This window comes from Paenibacillus sp. PSB04, assembly GCF_025809195.1.
In the GTDB taxonomy this organism is placed as follows: Bacteria; Bacillota; Bacilli; order Paenibacillales; family Paenibacillaceae; genus Paenibacillus_AQ; species Paenibacillus_AQ favisporus.
Genome location: NZ_CP081301.1, coordinates 4940272 through 4959591 on the forward strand (window position 1 = coordinate 4940272; position 19320 = coordinate 4959591).

A 19320-nucleotide genomic window follows, 5' to 3' on the forward strand; every position below is an offset into this window, starting at 1 on the left:
GCTAGACTACTAGAAGCAAAATAAAAAGGGGAGGTTCGCGTATGCGAAAAAGAAGGTTCAAGCTTGATAAAACGAAGATTGCCGTTTCCGTGCTGCTCATCGCAGCCCTGCTGGTCGGCTGCAGCGGCGGAGGAGGCGGGGGAGGAGCTTCCGGCGACGGTCCGCTGAACGTCAGCATCATGACGATGTATTACACGCCGGAGCCACCGGGCAAGGATAACGTCGTCGTCAAGGAAATCGAGAAGCGGACCAACACCAAGCTGAACATTACATGGGTCTCGCCGAACAACTATGCCGACAAGGTGAACGTAACGCTCGCCTCGGGGGACATTCCCGACCTGATGCTGCTGGATAACGCCTTCACCGCCCAGGTTCGGACGATGGTGGCGCAGGGGGCGTTGTGGGATCTCACCCCATATATTAAGGACTACCCAAATTTGATGAAATTTCCGAAGGAAACCTGGACCAACACAAAGCAGGCTGACGGCAAAAACTACGGAATTCCCCGGGTCCGTCCGGTCGAAGGCGGCGGCTTCGTTTACCTACGCAAGGACTGGATGGACAAGCTGAATCTCGAGGTTCCAAAAACAATCGACGAATTTTACGACGTCCTTAAAGCATTCGTTGAAAAGGATCCGGACGGCAACGGCAAGGACGACACGATCGGGTACGCCAGCTTCGTCGACCAATCCGGCATGGCCTCCCTTGGCCAGCTGCAGAACGTCTTCACAAAGACGAACGGTGATTGGTCGCTGGTAGACGGCAAGCTTGTGAACGTCAATCTGCTACCTGGTGTCCGAGACGCTCTCGTCTGGATGAACAAGGCGTATCGGGAGAAGCTCCTTCCCGAAGATCTCGCGACGCTAAAAAATTCGCAGGCGAAGGATTTGCTCAAGGCGGGCCGGGCGGGAGGCTTCCAGGATACGGTCGAAGCTGCCTGGGAACCGACGGAGGAGCTGCGGAAGACCGATCCGAAGGCGGACTTCCTTCCGCTTGTCTCTCTGAACGGCTACGTCAACCGAGATTCCGGCTTCTTCGGAATGTACGCGATTCCGAAGACCGTGCCCGAAGCGAAGATGAAAAAGCTGCTCGAGCTGATGGACTACGGCGCTTCTGACGAAGGCAGTGATTTGGCAAGCTTCGGCATCAAGGACGTACATTACAAGGAAGAGAACGGCGTGAAGGTGCCGACCGAACAGGCTAAGACCGATATTGTCGCACAGCAGGCGCTCGGCCAAATTTTCATCAAATACGACAAGTATTTGCGCGCTTACCGTTCGGGTATGCCAAGCGACATACTGGAGCGGAACAAGCAAATTATTGACGAGCGGGCCAAGCTGAGCGTGCCGGAGGTTGCGGTCGGTCTCAATTCCGATACGAATACCAAGGTCGGCACCGAGCTGGGCAAGAAAATTCAGGACATGAAGACGAAGGTCATTTTGGGGAAAGCGCCGATCGAAGAGTGGGACAGATTCGTTGGAGAACTTAAGAACGATCCCGACCTGCTTAAAATCACCGAGGAAATCAATGCGTCCTATCAGCAGCGGATATCCAGCTCCGAATAAAGGTTTGGAAAGCACCACCCTCTTTTTTCTAATTTGGAAAAAGAGGGTTTTTCCCGTTCATCCCGCGAGAACCGTTTATTTTCGGGAGTAGGCCAGTTAAGGCGTTTCAGTCGGCAAGGGAAGGTTATCGGACCACGGTCCGGGCAGCTATTGAAAAAAAGAAAGGCAGGGAGCGTCATGAACCATTTCGTCCAAAGGGACTGGCCGGATCGGCCGCCGGCGATCAAAGGCCGTTTCTACCGAAAAAGCCTATTGATCGTGCTGAGTATCACATGCCTACCGACGGCAATTATTGGAATAACACTCTATCTACTCGGCAGCTCACATATCGGCAAGGAGGTGACGAGCTCGAACGAGGCGCTACTCCTGAATGCGGTAAAGCGCATTAACGGCGATTTGAACCAGCTCGAACTGACGGCGACGCAGTGGGCGTTCGACCCGCGGTTCGACGGAAGTCTCAGGAACGTCGATCTGAAGGACCAATATACCGTTACTCAAAACCTGTACCGCACCTTGACGGTTATGAAGGGCTTCTATCCGCTGGTCGATCAGGTGCATCTGTTCGTCGACGGCAAGTCGCCCGTCGTTGTCTCCGACTTCGACGGGATCGAAGCCGTCTCCAGCCCAGACGATCTCGCCGGCTACCGGGCGGTCATGTCCAGCAAGCAAGGCGCGTTCTGGCTGAACGGCTTCCCACGGGTCAATCGGTCGGACGATCATACGGTGGCGCTCGTACATAAGGTTCCAGGCATCGGTCAGCCTTACGGTACCCTGATTTTCTATCTGGACCGGGATAAGCTCGTAAGCCTGGTGCATGAGCTGTCGCTCGGCAAGGCCGGCAGCTCCTTCATTATCGACGAGAAGGGCCGCTTCGTCGTGACCGAAAAAGGGGCGGGCCTTCCCGAAGGAACGCCGTTCGAGACTGCGCTGGCTGCCGAAATCAAGCGGCATGAAACGGGTTCCGGCACGTTCCTGTACAACTTTCAGGGCGAAACATATACCGTTACGTTCGGCGATTTTACCCGGCTGGGTCTGCACTGGACCTACGTCACTGCCGCTTCGCTTTCCTCGATGACGGCTCCGGTCAAAATGATGTCTAGAATGATTGTCGGTGTCAGTCTGTTCGGCTTTGTCGTTGCGCTTCTTCTGTCCTGGCTTGCCTCCAAGCGGATCTATCATCCAATCCACCGGCTCGTCGGTTTGTTCCATGACGAGAGGCGTGCGCCCGATCCGCCCAGCGACGAGATCGGCTTTCTCGAGAAGCAGTGGCGCCACCTGAACCGGGAAAGCCGCGAGCTGCGGGAGAAGCTGGAGCAGGCGCAGCCCTGGATGCGGTCAAGCTTTTTGCTTCATCTCATACAGGGACATTATTATTCCTTCACGGAAGAGGAACTGCGAGAGAGGATGAACGCCTACGGCTGGAGCATGGACGGCAAGCGGTTTCTGCTCGTGCTCCTCCAGGTTACTGGGCTCAGTCGGCTGCAGGGGCGCTTCACGGACGGCGATGCTCAGCTCGTCTCCTTCGCGGCAGCGAATATTGCGCAGGAGTTGACCGCCGCTCGCGGCGAACAGGCGGATATCGTCAATTTCCAGGATCTATCCGTAGGCATCCTGTTGTCCTTCGGGCGGGAGGAGCCGGAGGAGGCGGTACGAGGCAGCGCCTTCCAGCTGGCGGCTTCGCTCGCGGAGACGATCTGCGCCGTGCTGAAGGTGCAAAGCACAATCCTGATAGGTCGGCCTCTGCCGAGAATTGCGGATTTGCCGGAATCATTGCGGCACCTTCGGCAAGCCGCCCGCTACCGCGATGTTCAGGAGGAGACGCAGATTCTTTCCCTGGAGGACCTTCTTCCCAGCATGGGAAGGGAGGCGGTGCCGTATCCGTTTGGCGCGGAGAAGGAGGTGAAGCAGGCAATCCGGATGGGGCTCCCCGAGGAGGCGGCCGCCGCCGTACAGTCTTTCGTGGAAATTCTCGTGCAGGAGGGAGGCAAGGAAATGTTCGTCCAGGACGGCGCGCTCCAACTGCTCGGCAGCATCCAGCACGCGATTCTGGAAGCCGGCTATCAGCCGCGCGGACTGTACGGGGACGATGATCTGTACGCCGAGCTTCGCGGAATGCGGGATCCCGAGAGGATGACCGAATGGTTTCGTGTCCGCGTAATCAAACCATACGGGAAAGCGCTGGCCTGCGACAAGGCTTTGCATCAGCGACGGCTCGTCGAGCGGGCGATGGAGTACGTCAAAGAAAATTACGACTCAGACGTCTCGCTGGAGCGCTGCGCCGAGGATTTGGGGACAAGCCCGTTCACGCTGAGCAAGGCGTTCAAACATATCGCCGACATCAATTTTATCGATTACTTGATCCAGCTGCGGATCGAGAAGGCGAAGGAGCTGCTGGACGACACCGACATGAAGGTTGGCGAGATTGCCTTGCAGATCGGCTATCAACCCTCTTATTTGAACCGGCTGTTCAAGAAGCTGGTGGGCGTTACACCGGGGCAATACCGTGAGCGGAAGGCGAACCTCGAGTGAACGGCCTGCGATAAATAACGGCGATCCACCCCGCGGCTGCGCCCTTTTCCGAACAGTACGGGCGATGGGAGTTCGAATGCGTAGAGCTTGAGAAGTTCGCCATTTCATCAACAACGGGTGAAATATAGCTTAATGATGACCCAAAGACAGCCGACCACAAAGATCGGCTGCCTCGTTGCGATAACGAGCCGATTAATTCAAATAAAAGACTCAACATAACATACTTGTTAAGTTTGTTCTCGGTTTAAGTGCTGGTTATACATTTCCTTGAACAGTAGAATCTAAATGTAACGTAAGAAATTCGCTTTAGGGGTGCAAACATGAAGATTGGTTCGATCATCAGCTTAGAAATGCTGCCCTTAATTGCGAGGTATTTCCGTATTACAACAGACTATTTATTAGGAATAGAAGGAGGAAATAATAACATGAAATTGCTTAAAACCGTTGAAACATTTGAAGTTCCTAGCCGGGAAGAAGCTGAATCGTTGGTAAAAAAATTCTCAAGCGAAAAATTCCCTGTATTGCTAGGTCATAAAATTACGGAAAATGATGATGGGGCGATTATTCTTGAGGTAGAAAAGAAGTTTGGCGTTAACCTTGAAGATATGCCATGGAAAGCTAACCAGGATTAGCAAATAGTATTCAACTATCGGGAGACGATTAGTTGTATGTGCAGTCGCGGCAGCCGGCCATGTGATCATCCAGTTCCAATCCAGTTCCAAAACAACAAAACACAAGAAGCAAGATCGCCAACAGGCGATTTTGCTCCTTGAACTTAGTTTTTTTATTGTCGAAGGACAAGAACATAGTCCCATGGAAAGTCGCTATTTTAGCGGCTTTTTTTGTTTTATCGGAACAAGTTCTTGTCCCGATTACCGTAATGGACAAGAACTTGAGCCGATTACCGATATTAACGGCAAATTGCTTGATGCCTTTTACGAAGAAGCACGTCGACTGGGTGATGATCTTGAAAGTTTAAAAAAAAGCTTTAGAGCGTGTTGACTTAGAAGAGCACGTAGGTGATGATTGGATCCGCAGTAATGATAGCAGATTGTTCGGCCCATTACCCGCAGATAAAATTGAGGGGAAAGTGGTGGGGGTGATAGGTAGCCCGTTAAGCTAACGGATAATATAGCACAACAACATCAAAGGCAGTGCATTAGTAAAAACTGTCGGGTGACAGAAACATAGTAACATTAGAAGCCGCTGATTATGCGGCTTTTTTATTTAGGCTATCAAGTTATTGTCAAAATCCAGTGACAAGAACTTTGTTATATTCCCGATTTGATTTCATCGAGCCAGCAGACGTCTATTTATTAAGTTTAGGGGGAAAGGCGTGTCATATGACATTTTGACACTGTTGTACATAACATCGAGTGCAGTAGGATACAGATGAGAGTTCTGGGAACTAGAATATATCTCATCAGACCAAATCACAAAGTATTTAAGGAGAGGATTTTATGAAAAAGAAAATGGGGATCGCAATTGCTGCTTCGATGATCACACTGGCTGGTTTTACAGGAAATATTCATGCAGCTTCGGAAGTAGGTGCTTCTCTTATAGCTCCCTACAACACAAATCAAAAAGCCGAGCAGATAAAATGGTTAGAAAAGCATGCCATGCCATTAAAGTCAACGGATCCAACAGCATCGCTTCAGGATTTAAGACCGCTTAAGGATATGATCGGATCAGCTACAATTGTTGGTTTAGGCGAAGCGACGCATGGAGCTCACGAAGTTTTTACCATGAAGCATCGCATTGTTAATTATTTGACAGCTGAAATGGGCTTTAAGGCCTTAGTGTTAGAAGAGGGATGGGACAGAGCATTGGGACTCGATCGCTATGTTCTTACGGGTAAAGGGGACCCAAGCCAATATCTAAGTCCTGTATTTAACACGAAAGAAATCATAGATCTGCTTCAATGGATACGTCAATATAATGCTGATCCAAAGCACAAATCCAAAATACGGATCATCGGGATGGATATCCAAACCGTAAACGAGAGTGTTTATAACAATATCCGAGCGTATGTAAAGAAATACGATCCAAAACTTGTCACTCGGTTCGATCAAAAGATGAAAGGCCTTATTCCTGTAACCAAGGATTTAGATACCTTTGGCGGTCTTAAGAAAGAAACGAAAGCACGGTATGTTTCAGATGCGAAACAAATCAGCGCTTTATTAGAGCAAAATAAAAATAAACTGAATGGAAAATCCCCAGAGTTCGCATGGATCAAACAAAATGCCCGTATTATTGAGCAATTTACGACAATGACAGCCGCATATCCTGATAACCTGGAAGACTTTTATTTGAAACACGATATTGCCATGTATGAGAATGCGAAATGGACAGAAGAACATGTAGGAAAAACAATCGTCTGGGGCCATAATGGGCACGTTTCGAAAACAAATATGCTCCCTTTCGTATACCCTAAAATGGCTGGGCAGCACTTAGCAGAACATTATGGCAAACGGTATGTAACCATTGGAACATCTGTTTTCGAGGGACGTTACAATGTTTATAACACCAGCCAACAATTCGGGCCCTATGGAATCTTAAAATTAGATGACCCGAACAATTTTAATTATACGTTTGGACAAGTCAAATACGACCAGTTTTTTGTTGATTTACGTAAGGCAAGCGGAGTGACTAAAACTTGGCTAAACGAGCAACATCCCATTTTTGCTGGAGTAACAACGGTAGGTCCAGATATCCCAACAACTGTTGATCTATCATTAGGTCAATCATTCGACATCATCATTCATATTCAGAAAGTGAAGCCATCTCAACTGAATCAATAAAATCTTAAATAAATTATGCAATCTTAAAAGTCGCTTAGTGGCGGCTTTTTTGTTTTGAGCATAGTGCTTATTTACTTTTTTCCTTGTAAGATAGTTAGAGAATACTTGGGGATTGTACATATATACGGATTTATTCTTGTTATTTGATATCCTGAAAAAATAATTCCAATATTGAACGTATAACGTCTAAGTAATTTCTACACCTAATAGATGGAGGGGGACTTTTGTTAATGTAGCTGTATCTGGAGCGTATGGCTCTCGTAAGAGTAGCGTAATAGCATCGTATAAGAAAAGACATAGTGAGTTGCGGTTTGTACATGTATCACTAGCACACAGGGATCATCCTGAGTTTGAACAATTCTATTGTGAAGTTGGGCATGACCGTAACTCACGCTCCATTCATTTTGTGTCATATGACATTATGACACTGGCAGATTTGACATCAAGAGCAGTAGGATACGTTTACTACTTGCAAAGGATGTGAGCTCTTTGATGGCAAGAACTGTCACCTGTTTTGTTCAAAACGGCTATTTCCTGCTGTTTACTTTCGTCACCGGATTGTTTTACTTCTGCTTTTATCTGGTTGCCATTATTCTGGGTTTGAGTCTTTCGTTTACTGTCGCGGGCGTTCCTCTCCTGGCTAACGTTTTGCGAACAACGACTGCCTTCCTGCAATTCGAACGAGTACAAACCAAGATCTATATGGATATCACCACCGAGCCATGTGTTAAAGCCGCCAACCCGAATGTGTCCAACTGGCTTCAAGTGAAAAAGGAGCTGATGAACCGACGCAACTGGAACGCTATTGGCTGGCTGATGTTGAAGTTTCCGGTAGGGATTATAAGTCTGATCAGTGCGACTTTGCTCTACGTGGCGCCGCTTGTATTGATTGTGGCCCCGTTCCTCTATCCGTTTATCAGCCTTTCCTTTATGGATGCAAAGGTAGACACGGTTGCCAAAGCCGTGATGGTATCGGCCACAGGGGTTGTACTGATGATGGTGAGCTGCAGGCTTGCGGACCGGTTAGCTCGCTGGATAGGCGGCTACACGCGTCTGATGATCAAGCATGTGAACCGGTAGACGAATGCCGGTTTCGCCTCGTAGGTCGTCGGGGGATTGTTCACTCGATAGCAGTTTACTTTATACTAGTTACGTAATGTCATAATGAAAGTCTTTAGGGGATGATGGTTTTGTTCGATATGGTCAAGCAATGGTACTGGTACGACTGGCTCATGTTCATAATCCGCCTGTTATCCAGCATTTCTCTCGCGTTTACGACCATAGGACTGCAACAATATTTCACGCTGCCGATTGTGGTCGTTGTCCTATGGCAGCTGATTGCTTTTTCCGTTCCATGGCTTTGCTTGCAGCTCGATTATAAATACTACTTGTTTACCGAAATCGTAATCTCGGGCGGGTTGTGTTTGTATCTGGCATCATTTTTTCCGCAAGCCTACATAGCATTCCTGCTGTATGCTTTTTTCATTGCTGCCCACAGCTCTCATAGAACCTATCTCTGGTCAGGGCCAGTATCCATCTTGCTCCTGCCCGCCATAATCAAGCAGCTTGCAGAGCAAAGTGAATACTGGGTCATGGCCGTTCATATCGGGATGGCGTATATCTTCGGATTCTCCTTCCATTTACTCGTGCTCAATCATCGTCAAGGCGAAACGATTCGCGAGCAAAATGCGGTGTTGGAGCAGTACCTGTCCCAAATCGAGCGTATTACGCTTACCGAAGAACGGAGCCGTCTGTCCAAAGAGCTTCATGATACCGTCGGTCATGCCTACACTTCGCTCATTATGGGGTTGGAAACGTTGCGTCCTCAGATGGCAACGGATAAAGGAACCGAAAGTCTCGATTCCCTATTGAACCTGGCCCGCCAAAATATGGAGGAAGTCAGAGGTTATGTGCATCAAATCGAATCGCCGCATGAGGGGCTCCCGCTGCTTCAATCTCTGAGGAAGCTGGCGGAGGAATTTCAGGAACATGCCAAGGTGCTGGTTACTTTTCGAGCCTACGGGGAGGAATACCCTGTAATGAAACAAGCGAAGACAGCACTCTACCGCTGCCTGCAAGAGTCGTTGACGAATGCTGTGCGCCATGGACACTCGACAGAGATTAAGGTTTCTGTGCAATTCGAGCCCCGACAGACGAGACTGGAAATTCAAGATAACGGCCGCGGGATGGAGCATGGAAGGGAGGGCTTTGGCCTCAGCGCCATGAAGGAGCGGGCGATGATTTTGCAAGGCCATGTGGCCGTCTATACGGAGCAAGGAAAAGGCACTCTCGTTACATGCACGCTACCCAGACAAACGGAGCTTAAGGATGAAGTCATCCGCCTGTTGGTCGTCGATGACCATCCCGTTATCCGTGAAAGCTTGCGGACTTTGCTGGAGGAGCAGCAGGATTTTCAGGTTGTCGGGACGGCAGAGGATGGCGAGCAAGCGATCGAGCTGTGCAGGCAGCTTAGGCCGCAACTGGTGCTTATGGATGTTGAAATGCCGAATGTGGATGGAATCTCCGCATCCCGTACGATAAAAGAATCGTGGCCCCACATCCGGATTCTGATTCTCACTACGTTTGAGGATACCAAACAGGCTCTGGAAGCAATGCGAAGCGGGGTGGATGGATACCTGTTGAAGTCCATGCAGCCGTTAGAGCTGGCTGAAACAATTCGCACCGTCCACCGCGGGGGCACGCTGATCGAACAGGGCATGTCGCACAAATTATTTGCCCAACTGGAAGCGGACAATAGCGGGGATGATCCTTCGTCAATCAAAGCGTCCTCGGCCTATGATTTAACGTCGCGGGAGCTTGAAATTTTACAGTTCGTGTCCAAAGGGCTGCGATATAAAAGCATTGCTTCCAATTTGTATTTATCCGATGGTACGGTTCGAAACTATGCGTCATCGGCTTATTTGAAGCTGGGGGTCCGCAACCGCGAGGAAGCGGTACAAAAAGCCAGGGAGGCTGGGCTTCTGGAATAACCACAAGTTATGTAACCTGGTGACGGGTGCCGATCATAAGGAGTGCATGATCGGCACCCGTCATTTCAATTTTTAAAGGCCATTTTTACTTTTTCAGAACTATGGTTTCTGTTCATTAGACGACAAGAACATACAAGCTTAATAGCCGCGTAACAGCGGATTTTTTAGTTTTAACAACAGGACAGAGTTTATTGTCGAGGGACAAGAACATAGTCCGATTATCGATTAGATAAGCATCAAACTACATTTCACTACACTCATTCATTAAGCTAACGGGCAGGATCGTTACAATACTTGGTAATAGAAAAATTGGTAAAATAGGTTACGGATATTACAAAACAATTTGAGTAAGGAGTGAACAACTTGTTTGTTACTTATGAGGAGATCACCAGGAAAGGCGTTGGGGTACTAAATGAGGATGCCATTATTACAAATCCGAAAGTAAATTTGTATGGAGCTTTGGACGGTGTATCTTCCTTGGTACCCTATCTAAACACCAAAAAGGAAACAGGCGGTTTTATTGCCGCGAATCTGGTAAAAAACTACTTCGAATCTGTTACTGATCCTAGAAGTTTAATGGACCACATGATTGAGGTGAATGATCTTCTTAGGGAACAAATGGTGTTCGCCAATATTGATCTGAGGAAAAAGGAAGAACTATGGGGAGCAGCATTGGCAATCGTTCGTATTCAGGATAATGGTGTGGAGTTTATACAGACAGGGGATTGCATGATTCTGGCTGTATATGAAGATGGGGAGGTTCGCCCATTAACATGGAAACAAGTTTCTCACTTAGAAGCTCCAGCATTCGCTAAATGGCAGGAAGGAATCACTAAAGGCTTAAATAGCCAGACAGAGCTTCATGAAACCGTTATTGATACAATAAAAAAGAACCGATATCGCGCTAATACAGATGGTGGTTACGGCGTCTTAAATGGGGAAAAGGATGCAGTTCATTTTTTCGAATACGGAAAAATTAATCTGACGTGTTTAAAACATATCATTTTGTTGACTGATGGGATGTTTTTACCAACAAATATCGTGCCCGAACAGAGTTCGTATTGGAGCTTTGTTGCGCGAAGCATGTTGAATAAAGGTATAAAACTATATACTCAAGAATTAATAGAACTTGAAGAATGCGATCCTGAGTGTATTCAACATATCCGCTTTAAGAAATCGGACGACAAGACAGCAATGGTGATTAATTTTCATTAGCAGCTGCGCTAACGGGAAACGATAGCTCAATCATGACAAGAAAGGCAGCAGGTCAATTGACCAGCTGCCTTCATTGCACTAACGGGCAGTTATGCCGAATCCAGAAGTTGAGGTTAATGGTACAATTCGTTTAGAAGGATGCTGAGTTGAGTAATGAAACCAATTCTTAGTTGGGGTATTTATGTTTGTGCGATATTTCTTATGAGTTATTACTTTGTGGATATGAGTTTTGTAAAATCCATTCAGTTTTCCGCAATCATCACAATAATACATATTGTGATGATCCTCATTGATTAGTTATACAAAGGGTAGCAGAACAATTAGTTGTCAGTTGCCATAACCCTTTATGTTACGCTATCAGGAGACATTTATTTAAGATGGCAGCTAGCATGATGGTCAGAAGCAGAAAGGAGGAGCGCACATTTCTACCCGAGCGGTTTTATTCCGAAAAATGATAACACCTAGTTCTATTTTCTTCGTCTCCGTGCTCCTCGTGTCCGTCTTGACGGGCTTCTTTTCTAGACCCTATTTCACGGACCGCGTTTTCTACTTGAATGAGGATACATACAAATTCTCAAGGGAGCAAGACAGTCTAGTCACCTATCATAGCAGCACAGCCGGTCCCATCCAAGTACGCACCGACGACGAGTTGCATCGCACTTTGATCATCGGCGAGCAGTCCTATGCGATTGCGGATAAAAGCGTCCCTTACTCGACCAAGTTCCGCGTGACCTATCCGAACGGCCATGTCTACAGCGTCGAGGATAATAACGGCATGCTCTTGAGCTACGATGACAAAGGCAATATCGTCATGGTTATTCAGACGTACGTCAACGGCGAGCGGATCAAGGAGGAAGGGGAAGAAGATTTTCCGCCGTCGGCGCTCGTAAGCGCGGCTTACTCCGATTATCATGTCAAACGAGGCATGCCAGGGTTTCTGGTTCTTGCCCTCGGCTTGTTGATCTTTGGTTGGTGCAGCTTCCGGTACCAAGCCTTCCAGAATTTAATGTTCTGTCTATCTCCACAGCGGCTCATGTACGAGAACCCCGAACCGAGTGACTTCTACTATTTCATTAGCAAGGTCGGCGGCATTGTCGTAATGATCGGTTCGATTTTCGTCGCTTTCAAAGCTTATTAGGCGCATGTGGACCGTTGCGCCGGCTGCCGTCCATCCACCGAGCGGTGTATGTGCGGCTATTGGCGAACCAGCAATGGAAGAGTTGAGGAAACACACGGCTGAAATGCGCAGGGCTCTCGTAACCGACACGATAAGCCGCCTCGGCGGCATCGGGGGATTCGGCTGAATAGCAGACGGCGCGCCTCTTGAAGGCGAATTCGTTTCAGGTACTGCAGCGGGCTCAGTGCAGTCAATTGCTTGAAGTAACGATGCAGCGACGAGGGTCCCATATGGGCCGTTCTCGCGAGATCATCGATATGAAGCGGCTGGGCATCCTCCAACTTGATGCGGGCGATGACTTTGGCGATCCGACACGTACCGCTGCCGGCGAGGGCAAGCTGCTTAAAGGCTCCGCCTTGGCTTCCCCTCATGATCCGGTAAAAAATTTCACGGACGACCAGCGGCGCCAGAGAGGAATATGCGAAAAATGGCTTGAACCGGTTCTTAGCTAACGGGCGGCGTAGTGACAAATTACAAACACTTGTAACAATACATGAAACAATACGAATCAAAATAATAATATAATATTTGTGTGAAATCGCTTTCGAAACGATGTGATACGGTATTCAAAAGAGAAGCATTCAGCTCACAAGCCTAGAGGAAGCACCTAAGATCCGGTAAGTTTTTTGGTGGAAACATGCAAGGAACTTTACAAGCGTGTCAACTGGCATGGGTTTGGATTAGGCAACTGGCTGTCGAAATGTCAGCATAGGTACGCTTGCAAAGTTAAATGTGTAAAGGAGGTTCTGCTTTGGGAAATGAGTATACACCTATGGCATTCCAGTTGAAAACTGAACGACTCGATCTGAATATGTGGGAGGAAACCGATGCAGACTGGCTGAGGCATCTTATTCGTGAGCGTGGAGTGGACATGCCTACACTCGAAGCCACTCGAAGCCTAATCATCGATATGCGCAAGAAAGCACTCGAAAATGGGATTTCCCTGCTCACTATTCGCCGCCGTGACGAGGGCGATTTCATCGGATACTGTGGCCTTATTATCGGTCGTACTACACTTGAAGAGCCTGAGATCGCATACGAACTGTTCCGCAGTGCTCACGGTAAAGGCTATGCGACTGAAGCAGCGTCCGCGGTCTTGGACGCCGCGATAGCCACCAAGCGCAGTCGGCTCTGGTCTACTGTGGGTGCATGGAATGCTGCATCCTTCCGGGTTCTCGAAAAACTAGGCTTTGAGCGGCAACATAGTACCTGGAAAGAGAATGGAGAAGAAATTGTTTGGAACAAGCGTGAACTTTAGAGAGATGGACAATTTAGGGCTTTGCTGTGAAAAGACTAATCGTATCTCATTGATCTCATTGTTTTCACGTTGGCTTCACTAACGGGATTGTAAAAACAAGATCAAATGGCCATCCCTCAAAGGATAGCCCTAAAACTTGCCTTTACAGACAGTGCGGTGAACCGTATCACAGTAAATCATTAAGCTAACGGGAAACGATAGCTGAATAAACGATCAGGGAGAAGGCTGCCGATGCTGAGCGGCAGCTTTATTAAGCTAACGAGCAGTTTAATATATTGTGCTTATACAGTTGAATGGAGGGTCTGCCATGGGCATTAGGAATTATCTGATTGGAGGCGTTTCCGGCGCTGGCAAAACTACGGTCTGCAACGAATTGCAGCGGCGCGGCTACCATGCTATTCATGGTGACCGTGAATTGGCTTATCAAGGCGATCCGGAAACGGGTACCCCGACGGATGGCTTTAAACCCGAACACCACATTTGGCATGTTGATAAAGTAAAAGCATTGGTCGACAATCAGGATGAGGCGGTAACATTTTTCTGCGGTGGTTCGCGGAATTACCCCAAATTTATCAACCTCTTCGACGGCGTGTTTGTCCTTGAGGTCGACCTGGAAACCTCTCTCCGGCGGATTGATGAGCGAGTGGCGCTGGACCCAACTGACTGGGGTGGCAGACCAGAAGAACGGGAAATAAGTGCGCGCTTGCATCAAACGAAAGAAGGCGTTCCTACAAACGGGATTATAATCGACGCCACCGCACCGATTGCGCACGTCGTTGACGAAATCCTCCGTCAAATCGAGTAAATGAACGCCAACGACAGTAACTTACGGGCGCTCAAGGACAACCCGATACATCAGTGCACCCCGATACGAATAGCATCATCCACTTACGTAACGGGAAACGATAGCTCAATAAAGAATTTGAAGGCAGCCGGTTACTTAGATCGGCTGTCTTTTCTCAACTAATGGGTAGTTATCAGAAGCAGGTGAAAAGGACCATTGATAAAGATGGGATCTCTACATTCGGTTATCAACGCGCTGGAAATCTAAGTTCAGATGAAAGGGAAAAACTTGGACAGTACAAAATCAAGCTGAGTGGGCACCAACACGAGCTTTTGAAGTCATAATGAAAGGGTGTCCCAAAAGTAAACTTGGAACCTAATGCAACCCAAGACAAGAACTTGTACCGATTACCGATTAGATAAGCATCAAACTACATTTCACTGCACTCATTCATAAAGCTAACGGGCAGTTTATCACAGCAAATATTACGAAACCGGACAACGTCCTGCGAGTTATGACTAGATTAATTGCCATTCCCTAAGGGGCTCTTTTTATTAAATCTTTTTTCTTGACCTTTACATTAATGTGAAGCTTTATAATTAAGCTAACGTTCCCAATCGATGAGGTGATTGTTTTGAAGATCGGAAAAGTAAGAAAAATAACTGGAGTTAGTGCCCGTTCGATTCGTTATTATGAGGAGAAAGGATTGATCAAAACATCTCGTCAAGAAAATAATTATAGAGAATATGACGAAAAGACAATCGAATCCATTAACACAATTCAACTTTATTTAGGATTAGGACTGACAACTGACCAAATTCGGGACATTATCTTCTGTAGATTTCCTGAGCAACAAGAGCATAAAGAGAAAGACGTCTATTGTGAGGAATTGCTGCTTATGTATCAGTCGAAAATGCACGAGATTGACCAACAATTAGATGCTTTAACCAAAGCGAAGTTCAATTTGGCTGAAAAAATCGATCAGATGGTGCAAAAACGGGAGGAGGATAATAAATGACGATATTAGTTGCTGGGGCAACGGGAACCGTAGGGCGGCATGTCGTGGATCAACTCCTTCAAAGGGGACAAAAGGTACGTGCATTGACACGTAATCCGCAGCAAGCCAATCTTCCTCATGGTGTAGAGGTTGTCGCGGGAGATTTAAGTGATCCAAGTACGCTAGTTTCTGCGTTGGTTGGCATCAGCGGCATGCATTTAATTACAACAGGTGCCGAATATGCCCCGTTACAAACAGGACCAGAAATCGTTGAGCTTGCTGAGAAGGCCGGGGTGCGAAGGGTTACAGTTTTGTGGAACGGAGAGAAGGGCCCTTTTGAGAAGGCGGTTGAGTCAAGCAGTCTGGAGTGGACTCAGCTTCAAGCTTTTGAATTTATGGCAAACGCACGGAAATGGGCGAACTCTATACGCTCCGAGGGGGTTGTTCGAGACCTGTTCGGAGGATCACGGATTGCTCCTGTTCATGAAGCCGATATTGGAAGAGTCGCAGCAGTTGCACTAACTGGGGAAGGTCATGCAGGTCAAATCTATACATTAACAGGGCCTGAGAGTTTATCGGTTCAAGATAAAGTTCGGATAATCAGTGAGGTTATTGGACGTGAAATTCAATTTATCGAAAGCTCTGAAGAAGAAGAACGTGAACAGATGAGGAAAATGGGTGTACAGGAGGATGCAATAGATTATGTGATTCGTTGGCACCTTAATCCGCCTAAATCTGCTTATACCGTTATGTCGACAGTGGAGAAAGTAACAGGACACAAACCGTATACGTTCGCAGAGTGGGTTAAGGAGAATGCAGAATTTTTTACCAATTCGGATAACGCTTGAATCTATTATTTTATTAGACAGACGTGTCAGAGCACACATCGCTGGTAGCGATACGTTCAACGATTCGTTCTGAATTGTTAAGCTAACGGGTAACGATAGCTCAGGCGGACTCCCGTATCCCGCATTAGCCTTGCATCCTGCTCCCACATCGACCGCTCCCAGTGCTCCGGATAATAGTCAACACCCATTCTCAATTCATATCCACCCCTATATCCCAATACTATCACATTAAATTATAGAGCACGCTTTCATTGTGAACCATGGTTATCAAGTCATGGAATAGCACGAAATAGACACTAGTGTGCACAAAAAAATGACGCACCAATCGTGCGTCATTTACGTTTTCATTCGTAGTTATTTATGGACTGTTGATAGAAAACACGTTCTCTCCATTGCGTGGGGGTCATATTAAAGTGTTTTTTAAACTGCTTTGAAAATTCCATCTGATTGTCATATCCGACACTATTGGCAACTTCTTTTATGGTCATGCTGCTCTTTTTGAGAGATTGCGAAGCCATCTCCATTTTAAGAGAAATAATAAATTGCTGCGTACTTATGCCGCAAATGCTTTTGAAGATGCGTGCCAGGTGACTGCGGTCTATGTTTAAAAAATGGGCAATTTCGGAAACGGCTATCCGTTTGTGCACATTGCTTCTTATATAGTTTTTGGCATAAGAGACATAGGTTTCTGCCGTATTCTCATCTTTCGTCAATAATTTGCCCTTCGTAAGCGCCGCGATAAACGGCCAAAAATGGCTCATGATCGTTTCATAGTCGGTCCAGCCTAAATCGATTATATTCTTCAGCGCGTTTCCGACGCCGTTATCATCATTGATGACGTGGTTCTCGTTCGAGAAGCCTGTCACGGACATCATCTTCTCCGAGAAGCTGCCGTCAAACTCTATCCAGCGATACAGCCACGGATCATGGTCATCCGCTTTATAATAAGCCGTTTGTTTCGGATAGATCAGGAAAAACTGTCCCGCGTGTACTTGATAAACTTTTTTATTAATATGCAACTCACCATGCCCGCTGTAAATGTAATGGATGAGATAGAAGTTACGCGCCGCGGGCCCGAAGGAATATCCGTTATCGCACTGCTGTTCCCCATATTGCATGGGATAAATATCGGATGAGATTAAAGGACTTTTAGCATAATAGAGTTTCATTACATTCAGCTCCCGGAACTACTATATCACATTTCCCCATAATCACTCGATAAAAACACATTTATCTACTCCACTATTTATCCTATCATAACAATAAAAATGCAACTTGCGAGGAGGATTTCTTATGGAGAAAGTATCAGCTAAGGTTACATCAAGGACAGCGCCGGACAAGATCACGGATCCCGACTACATGTTTCCGGCTTTCTCGAACGGCAAGGTGCTTCTGAATAAAAAGCAAGGACGCCTCCCTGCCATGGGCTGGAACAGCTGGAATGCCTTCGGCAGCAAGAACAACGAGGCTCTCACAAAGACGATGGCGGACGCGATCGTCGATTTGGGACTTGCGGAGTTGGGATACAAGTATGTCGTGCTCGATGACGGCTGCTATAAGTCCGAACGCGTCAACGGATTGCTTTCTAACGAATCGATTAAATTTCCAAGCGGCTTTAAGGCGCTATCCGATTACATCCACGGCAAGGGACTTAAATTCGGTATGTACAACGATATAGGGACACATCTTTGCGCAGGCTCCGCGGTAGGCACTTGCGGCTTTGAGGATGTCGACACGAGGTCTTATATAGAATGGGGGGTTGACTTTATCAAGGTTGACAATTGCTACTACCTTTGGGATAACGCCACGTTCTCGGACTCGGCAAATGCCAAATATTCCTATGCCCCGAATATCAGAAGCATAACGGTTATGGGCGAAAAACTGAATATTACTTTTAATGCGGTGAAGGACGGTGTGCTTCTAGGCCAGGGCGCATACAAAAACAGTGGCGACTATGTAACAAACATCGGTACCTTCGATGGAACAAACGTGGGGACAACACCTGTGGGCGACCGTTGGGGAGAGCTGGCGTTTACCGTGAACGCGCCAGCTGGCGGAAACTACGCCATAACCGTCAATTACGCAAGCGGCGAGGAGAATGGCATGGGACGCTGGCTTCAGCTTGCGGTTGGAAGCGCAGAGAATGAAACCCGATATTTTGATGATTTGCTTCCTCTTACCGAAAGTACGGCTGCCTTTGCAGATTCGGAAAAAATAACGGTTTCCCTAAATGAGGGAGAAAACATCATCCGTCTTATGAACCATAGAAGGCAGGAAAATACCCTTAATTCCTATGCAGTTTTGCTGGAAGGCTTGAACAAGGTTGACCCTAACCATGATATTGTATTCTCCATCTGCGAATGGGGGAAAACGCAGCCGCAAAACTGGGGATATAAGGTTGGAGACTCCTGGCGCATTCTTAACGATATAACCTTCAGCGTCGGCTCCGATGGCAATCCGGGCTCCGCCGAATGGAGTTCAAACCATACCGCAAGTATAACCTCGCAATATAGCAAGGCGGTCATTATGGATGAGTTTGCCAGGCTTGATAAGGGGTGGAACGATCCCGATATGCTTGTCATCGGTATGAACGGGATCACGACGACCATGAGCAAAACGCATATGACGATGTGGTGCATGATGAATTCTCCGATTATGCTTGGAATGGATTTAAGACGGATTGCAAAGGGCGACGAGCTATGGAGGATTATTGCGAACAAAGAGGTCATCGCCTTGAATCAGGATCCCCTCGGTGTCCAGGCCAAAAGAATTTACTGCTCTATCGACTATGACAATCCCGATACGGCCTATATTGCGAATATCAACCGGGTTGATATTCTTGCAAAGCCTCTTGCGAACGGAGATATGGCCATATCCTTTATCAATCTCAGCGACTCGAAAGATACGAAAATGCACTCCGTTGATGTAAGCCGCATTATCGATTATCTTGGGCATAAAATGGTTGATGCTGAAAAATTCAAACATGCAGCAAGCTATTGCCTAAAAGATTTATGGACAGGCGAGGTTACTACGAGGATATCAGAGACCTTTTCTGTTACAGGCATTGACGCCTATGACAATGTTACCCTAAGAGTTACCCCTGTATAGTAAGCTGATGATTGAGGATCTTGTTACTACCGAACAGTTTGTGACCAT

The 19320-nt window shown here is 47.3% G+C and carries 19 protein-coding genes and 1 pseudogene; 17 read left to right on the top strand and 3 right to left on the bottom strand.

From position 1 onward, the window contains the following. Positions 1 to 41: 41 nt before the first annotated feature. The 11 genes and pseudogenes from K2F33_RS22935 (at position 42) to K2F33_RS22975 (ending at position 12238) form a co-directional block, all read left to right on the top strand. A complete protein-coding gene (locus K2F33_RS22935) occupies positions 42 to 1565 on the top strand; it encodes an extracellular solute-binding protein (protein ID WP_263878741.1) in 1524 nt (507 codons plus the stop codon). A 177-nt stretch (positions 1566 to 1742) separates the two neighbouring features. After that, positions 1743 to 4094 (top strand): helix-turn-helix domain-containing protein, encoded by a 2352-nt coding sequence (locus K2F33_RS22940; RefSeq protein WP_263878742.1) that lies wholly within the window; start codon positions 1743 to 1745, stop codon positions 4092 to 4094. Positions 4095 to 4414: 320 nt separating this feature from the next. Further along, positions 4415 to 4726 (top strand): hypothetical protein, encoded by a 312-nt coding sequence (locus K2F33_RS22945; RefSeq protein ID WP_263878743.1) that lies wholly within the window; start codon positions 4415 to 4417, stop codon positions 4724 to 4726. Positions 4727 to 4787: 61 nt separating this feature from the next. Next, complete coding sequence (locus tag K2F33_RS22950) at positions 4788 to 5096, top strand: hypothetical protein (RefSeq protein WP_143811861.1); 309 nt, start codon at positions 4788 to 4790, stop codon at positions 5094 to 5096. 25 nt (positions 5097 to 5121) lie between these two features. Beyond that, positions 5122 to 5217: pseudogene (locus K2F33_RS33730) on the top strand (hypothetical protein); the annotation flags it as partial. 337 nt (positions 5218 to 5554) lie between these two features. Then, positions 5555 to 6895, top strand: coding sequence for an erythromycin esterase family protein (locus K2F33_RS22955; RefSeq protein ID WP_263878744.1), 1341 nt, complete (start codon positions 5555 to 5557; stop codon positions 6893 to 6895). Between the two features lie 193 nt (positions 6896 to 7088). Then, on the top strand, positions 7089 to 7379 hold the full coding sequence (locus tag K2F33_RS33735) for a YobI family P-loop NTPase (protein WP_412974012.1): 291 nt from the start codon (positions 7089 to 7091) through the stop codon (positions 7377 to 7379). 8 nt (positions 7380 to 7387) lie between these two features. Then, positions 7388 to 7975, top strand: a complete 588-nt coding sequence (locus tag K2F33_RS22960) for a sensor domain-containing protein (protein WP_263878745.1) — start codon at positions 7388 to 7390, stop codon at positions 7973 to 7975. Between the two features lie 110 nt (positions 7976 to 8085). Then, a complete protein-coding gene (locus K2F33_RS22965) occupies positions 8086 to 9885 on the top strand; it encodes a helix-turn-helix transcriptional regulator (protein WP_263878746.1) in 1800 nt (599 codons plus the stop codon). 354 nt (positions 9886 to 10239) lie between these two features. Further along, positions 10240 to 11100 carry a protein phosphatase 2C domain-containing protein gene (locus K2F33_RS22970; RefSeq protein ID WP_263878747.1) on the top strand — a complete coding sequence of 287 codons (861 nt, stop codon included), beginning with the start codon at positions 10240 to 10242 and terminating at the stop codon, positions 11098 to 11100. Between the two features lie 451 nt (positions 11101 to 11551). After that, positions 11552 to 12238 carry a DUF6199 family natural product biosynthesis protein gene (locus K2F33_RS22975; RefSeq protein ID WP_263878748.1) on the top strand — a complete coding sequence of 229 codons (687 nt, stop codon included), beginning with the start codon at positions 11552 to 11554 and terminating at the stop codon, positions 12236 to 12238. Positions 12239 to 12294: 56 nt separating this feature from the next. Here K2F33_RS22975 and K2F33_RS33740 read toward each other — a convergent pair whose 3' ends face one another. Continuing rightward, positions 12295 to 12507, bottom strand: coding sequence for a helix-turn-helix domain-containing protein (locus K2F33_RS33740; protein ID WP_412974013.1), 213 nt, complete (start codon positions 12505 to 12507; stop codon positions 12295 to 12297). On the opposite strand from K2F33_RS33740, the gene K2F33_RS22980 reads away from it, so the two are divergent. The 5 genes from K2F33_RS22980 to K2F33_RS23000 all read left to right on the top strand — a co-directional run bounded on the left by K2F33_RS22980 (position 12508) and on the right by K2F33_RS23000 (position 16164). Continuing rightward, the gene (locus tag K2F33_RS22980) at positions 12508 to 12729 is read left to right on the top strand and encodes a hypothetical protein (RefSeq protein ID WP_263878749.1); all 222 of its coding nucleotides are present in this window, start codon (positions 12508 to 12510) and stop codon (positions 12727 to 12729) included. 320 nt (positions 12730 to 13049) lie between these two features. Continuing rightward, entirely contained in the window at positions 13050 to 13535 is a 486-nt protein-coding gene (locus K2F33_RS22985) for a GNAT family N-acetyltransferase (RefSeq protein WP_263882430.1), read from the top strand. A 307-nt stretch (positions 13536 to 13842) separates the two neighbouring features. Further along, positions 13843 to 14340 carry an AAA family ATPase gene (locus tag K2F33_RS22990; protein WP_263878750.1) on the top strand — a complete coding sequence of 166 codons (498 nt, stop codon included), beginning with the start codon at positions 13843 to 13845 and terminating at the stop codon, positions 14338 to 14340. Positions 14341 to 14944: 604 nt separating this feature from the next. Beyond that, positions 14945 to 15337, top strand: coding sequence for a MerR family transcriptional regulator (locus tag K2F33_RS22995; protein WP_244169140.1), 393 nt, complete (start codon positions 14945 to 14947; stop codon positions 15335 to 15337). Further along, a complete protein-coding gene (locus K2F33_RS23000; RefSeq protein ID WP_263878751.1) occupies positions 15334 to 16164 on the top strand; it encodes an SDR family oxidoreductase in 831 nt (276 codons plus the stop codon). The genes K2F33_RS22995 and K2F33_RS23000 overlap by 4 nt, the downstream gene beginning before the upstream one ends. A gap of 77 nt (positions 16165 to 16241) precedes the next feature. On the opposite strand, the gene K2F33_RS23005 is transcribed toward K2F33_RS23000, so the two are convergent. Both K2F33_RS23005 and K2F33_RS23010 read right to left on the bottom strand, forming a co-directional pair. After that, positions 16242 to 16352, bottom strand: a complete 111-nt coding sequence (locus K2F33_RS23005; RefSeq protein WP_263882431.1) for a beta-galactosidase — start codon at positions 16350 to 16352, stop codon at positions 16242 to 16244. Positions 16353 to 16508: 156 nt separating this feature from the next. Beyond that, positions 16509 to 17333, bottom strand: coding sequence for an AraC family transcriptional regulator (locus K2F33_RS23010; RefSeq protein ID WP_089547408.1), 825 nt, complete (start codon positions 17331 to 17333; stop codon positions 16509 to 16511). A gap of 124 nt (positions 17334 to 17457) precedes the next feature. Between K2F33_RS23010 and K2F33_RS23015 the strand changes: the two genes are divergently transcribed. Then, on the top strand, positions 17458 to 19272 hold the full coding sequence (locus K2F33_RS23015) for an alpha-galactosidase (RefSeq protein WP_263878752.1): 1815 nt from the start codon (positions 17458 to 17460) through the stop codon (positions 19270 to 19272). Positions 19273 to 19320: the final 48 nt, after the last annotated feature.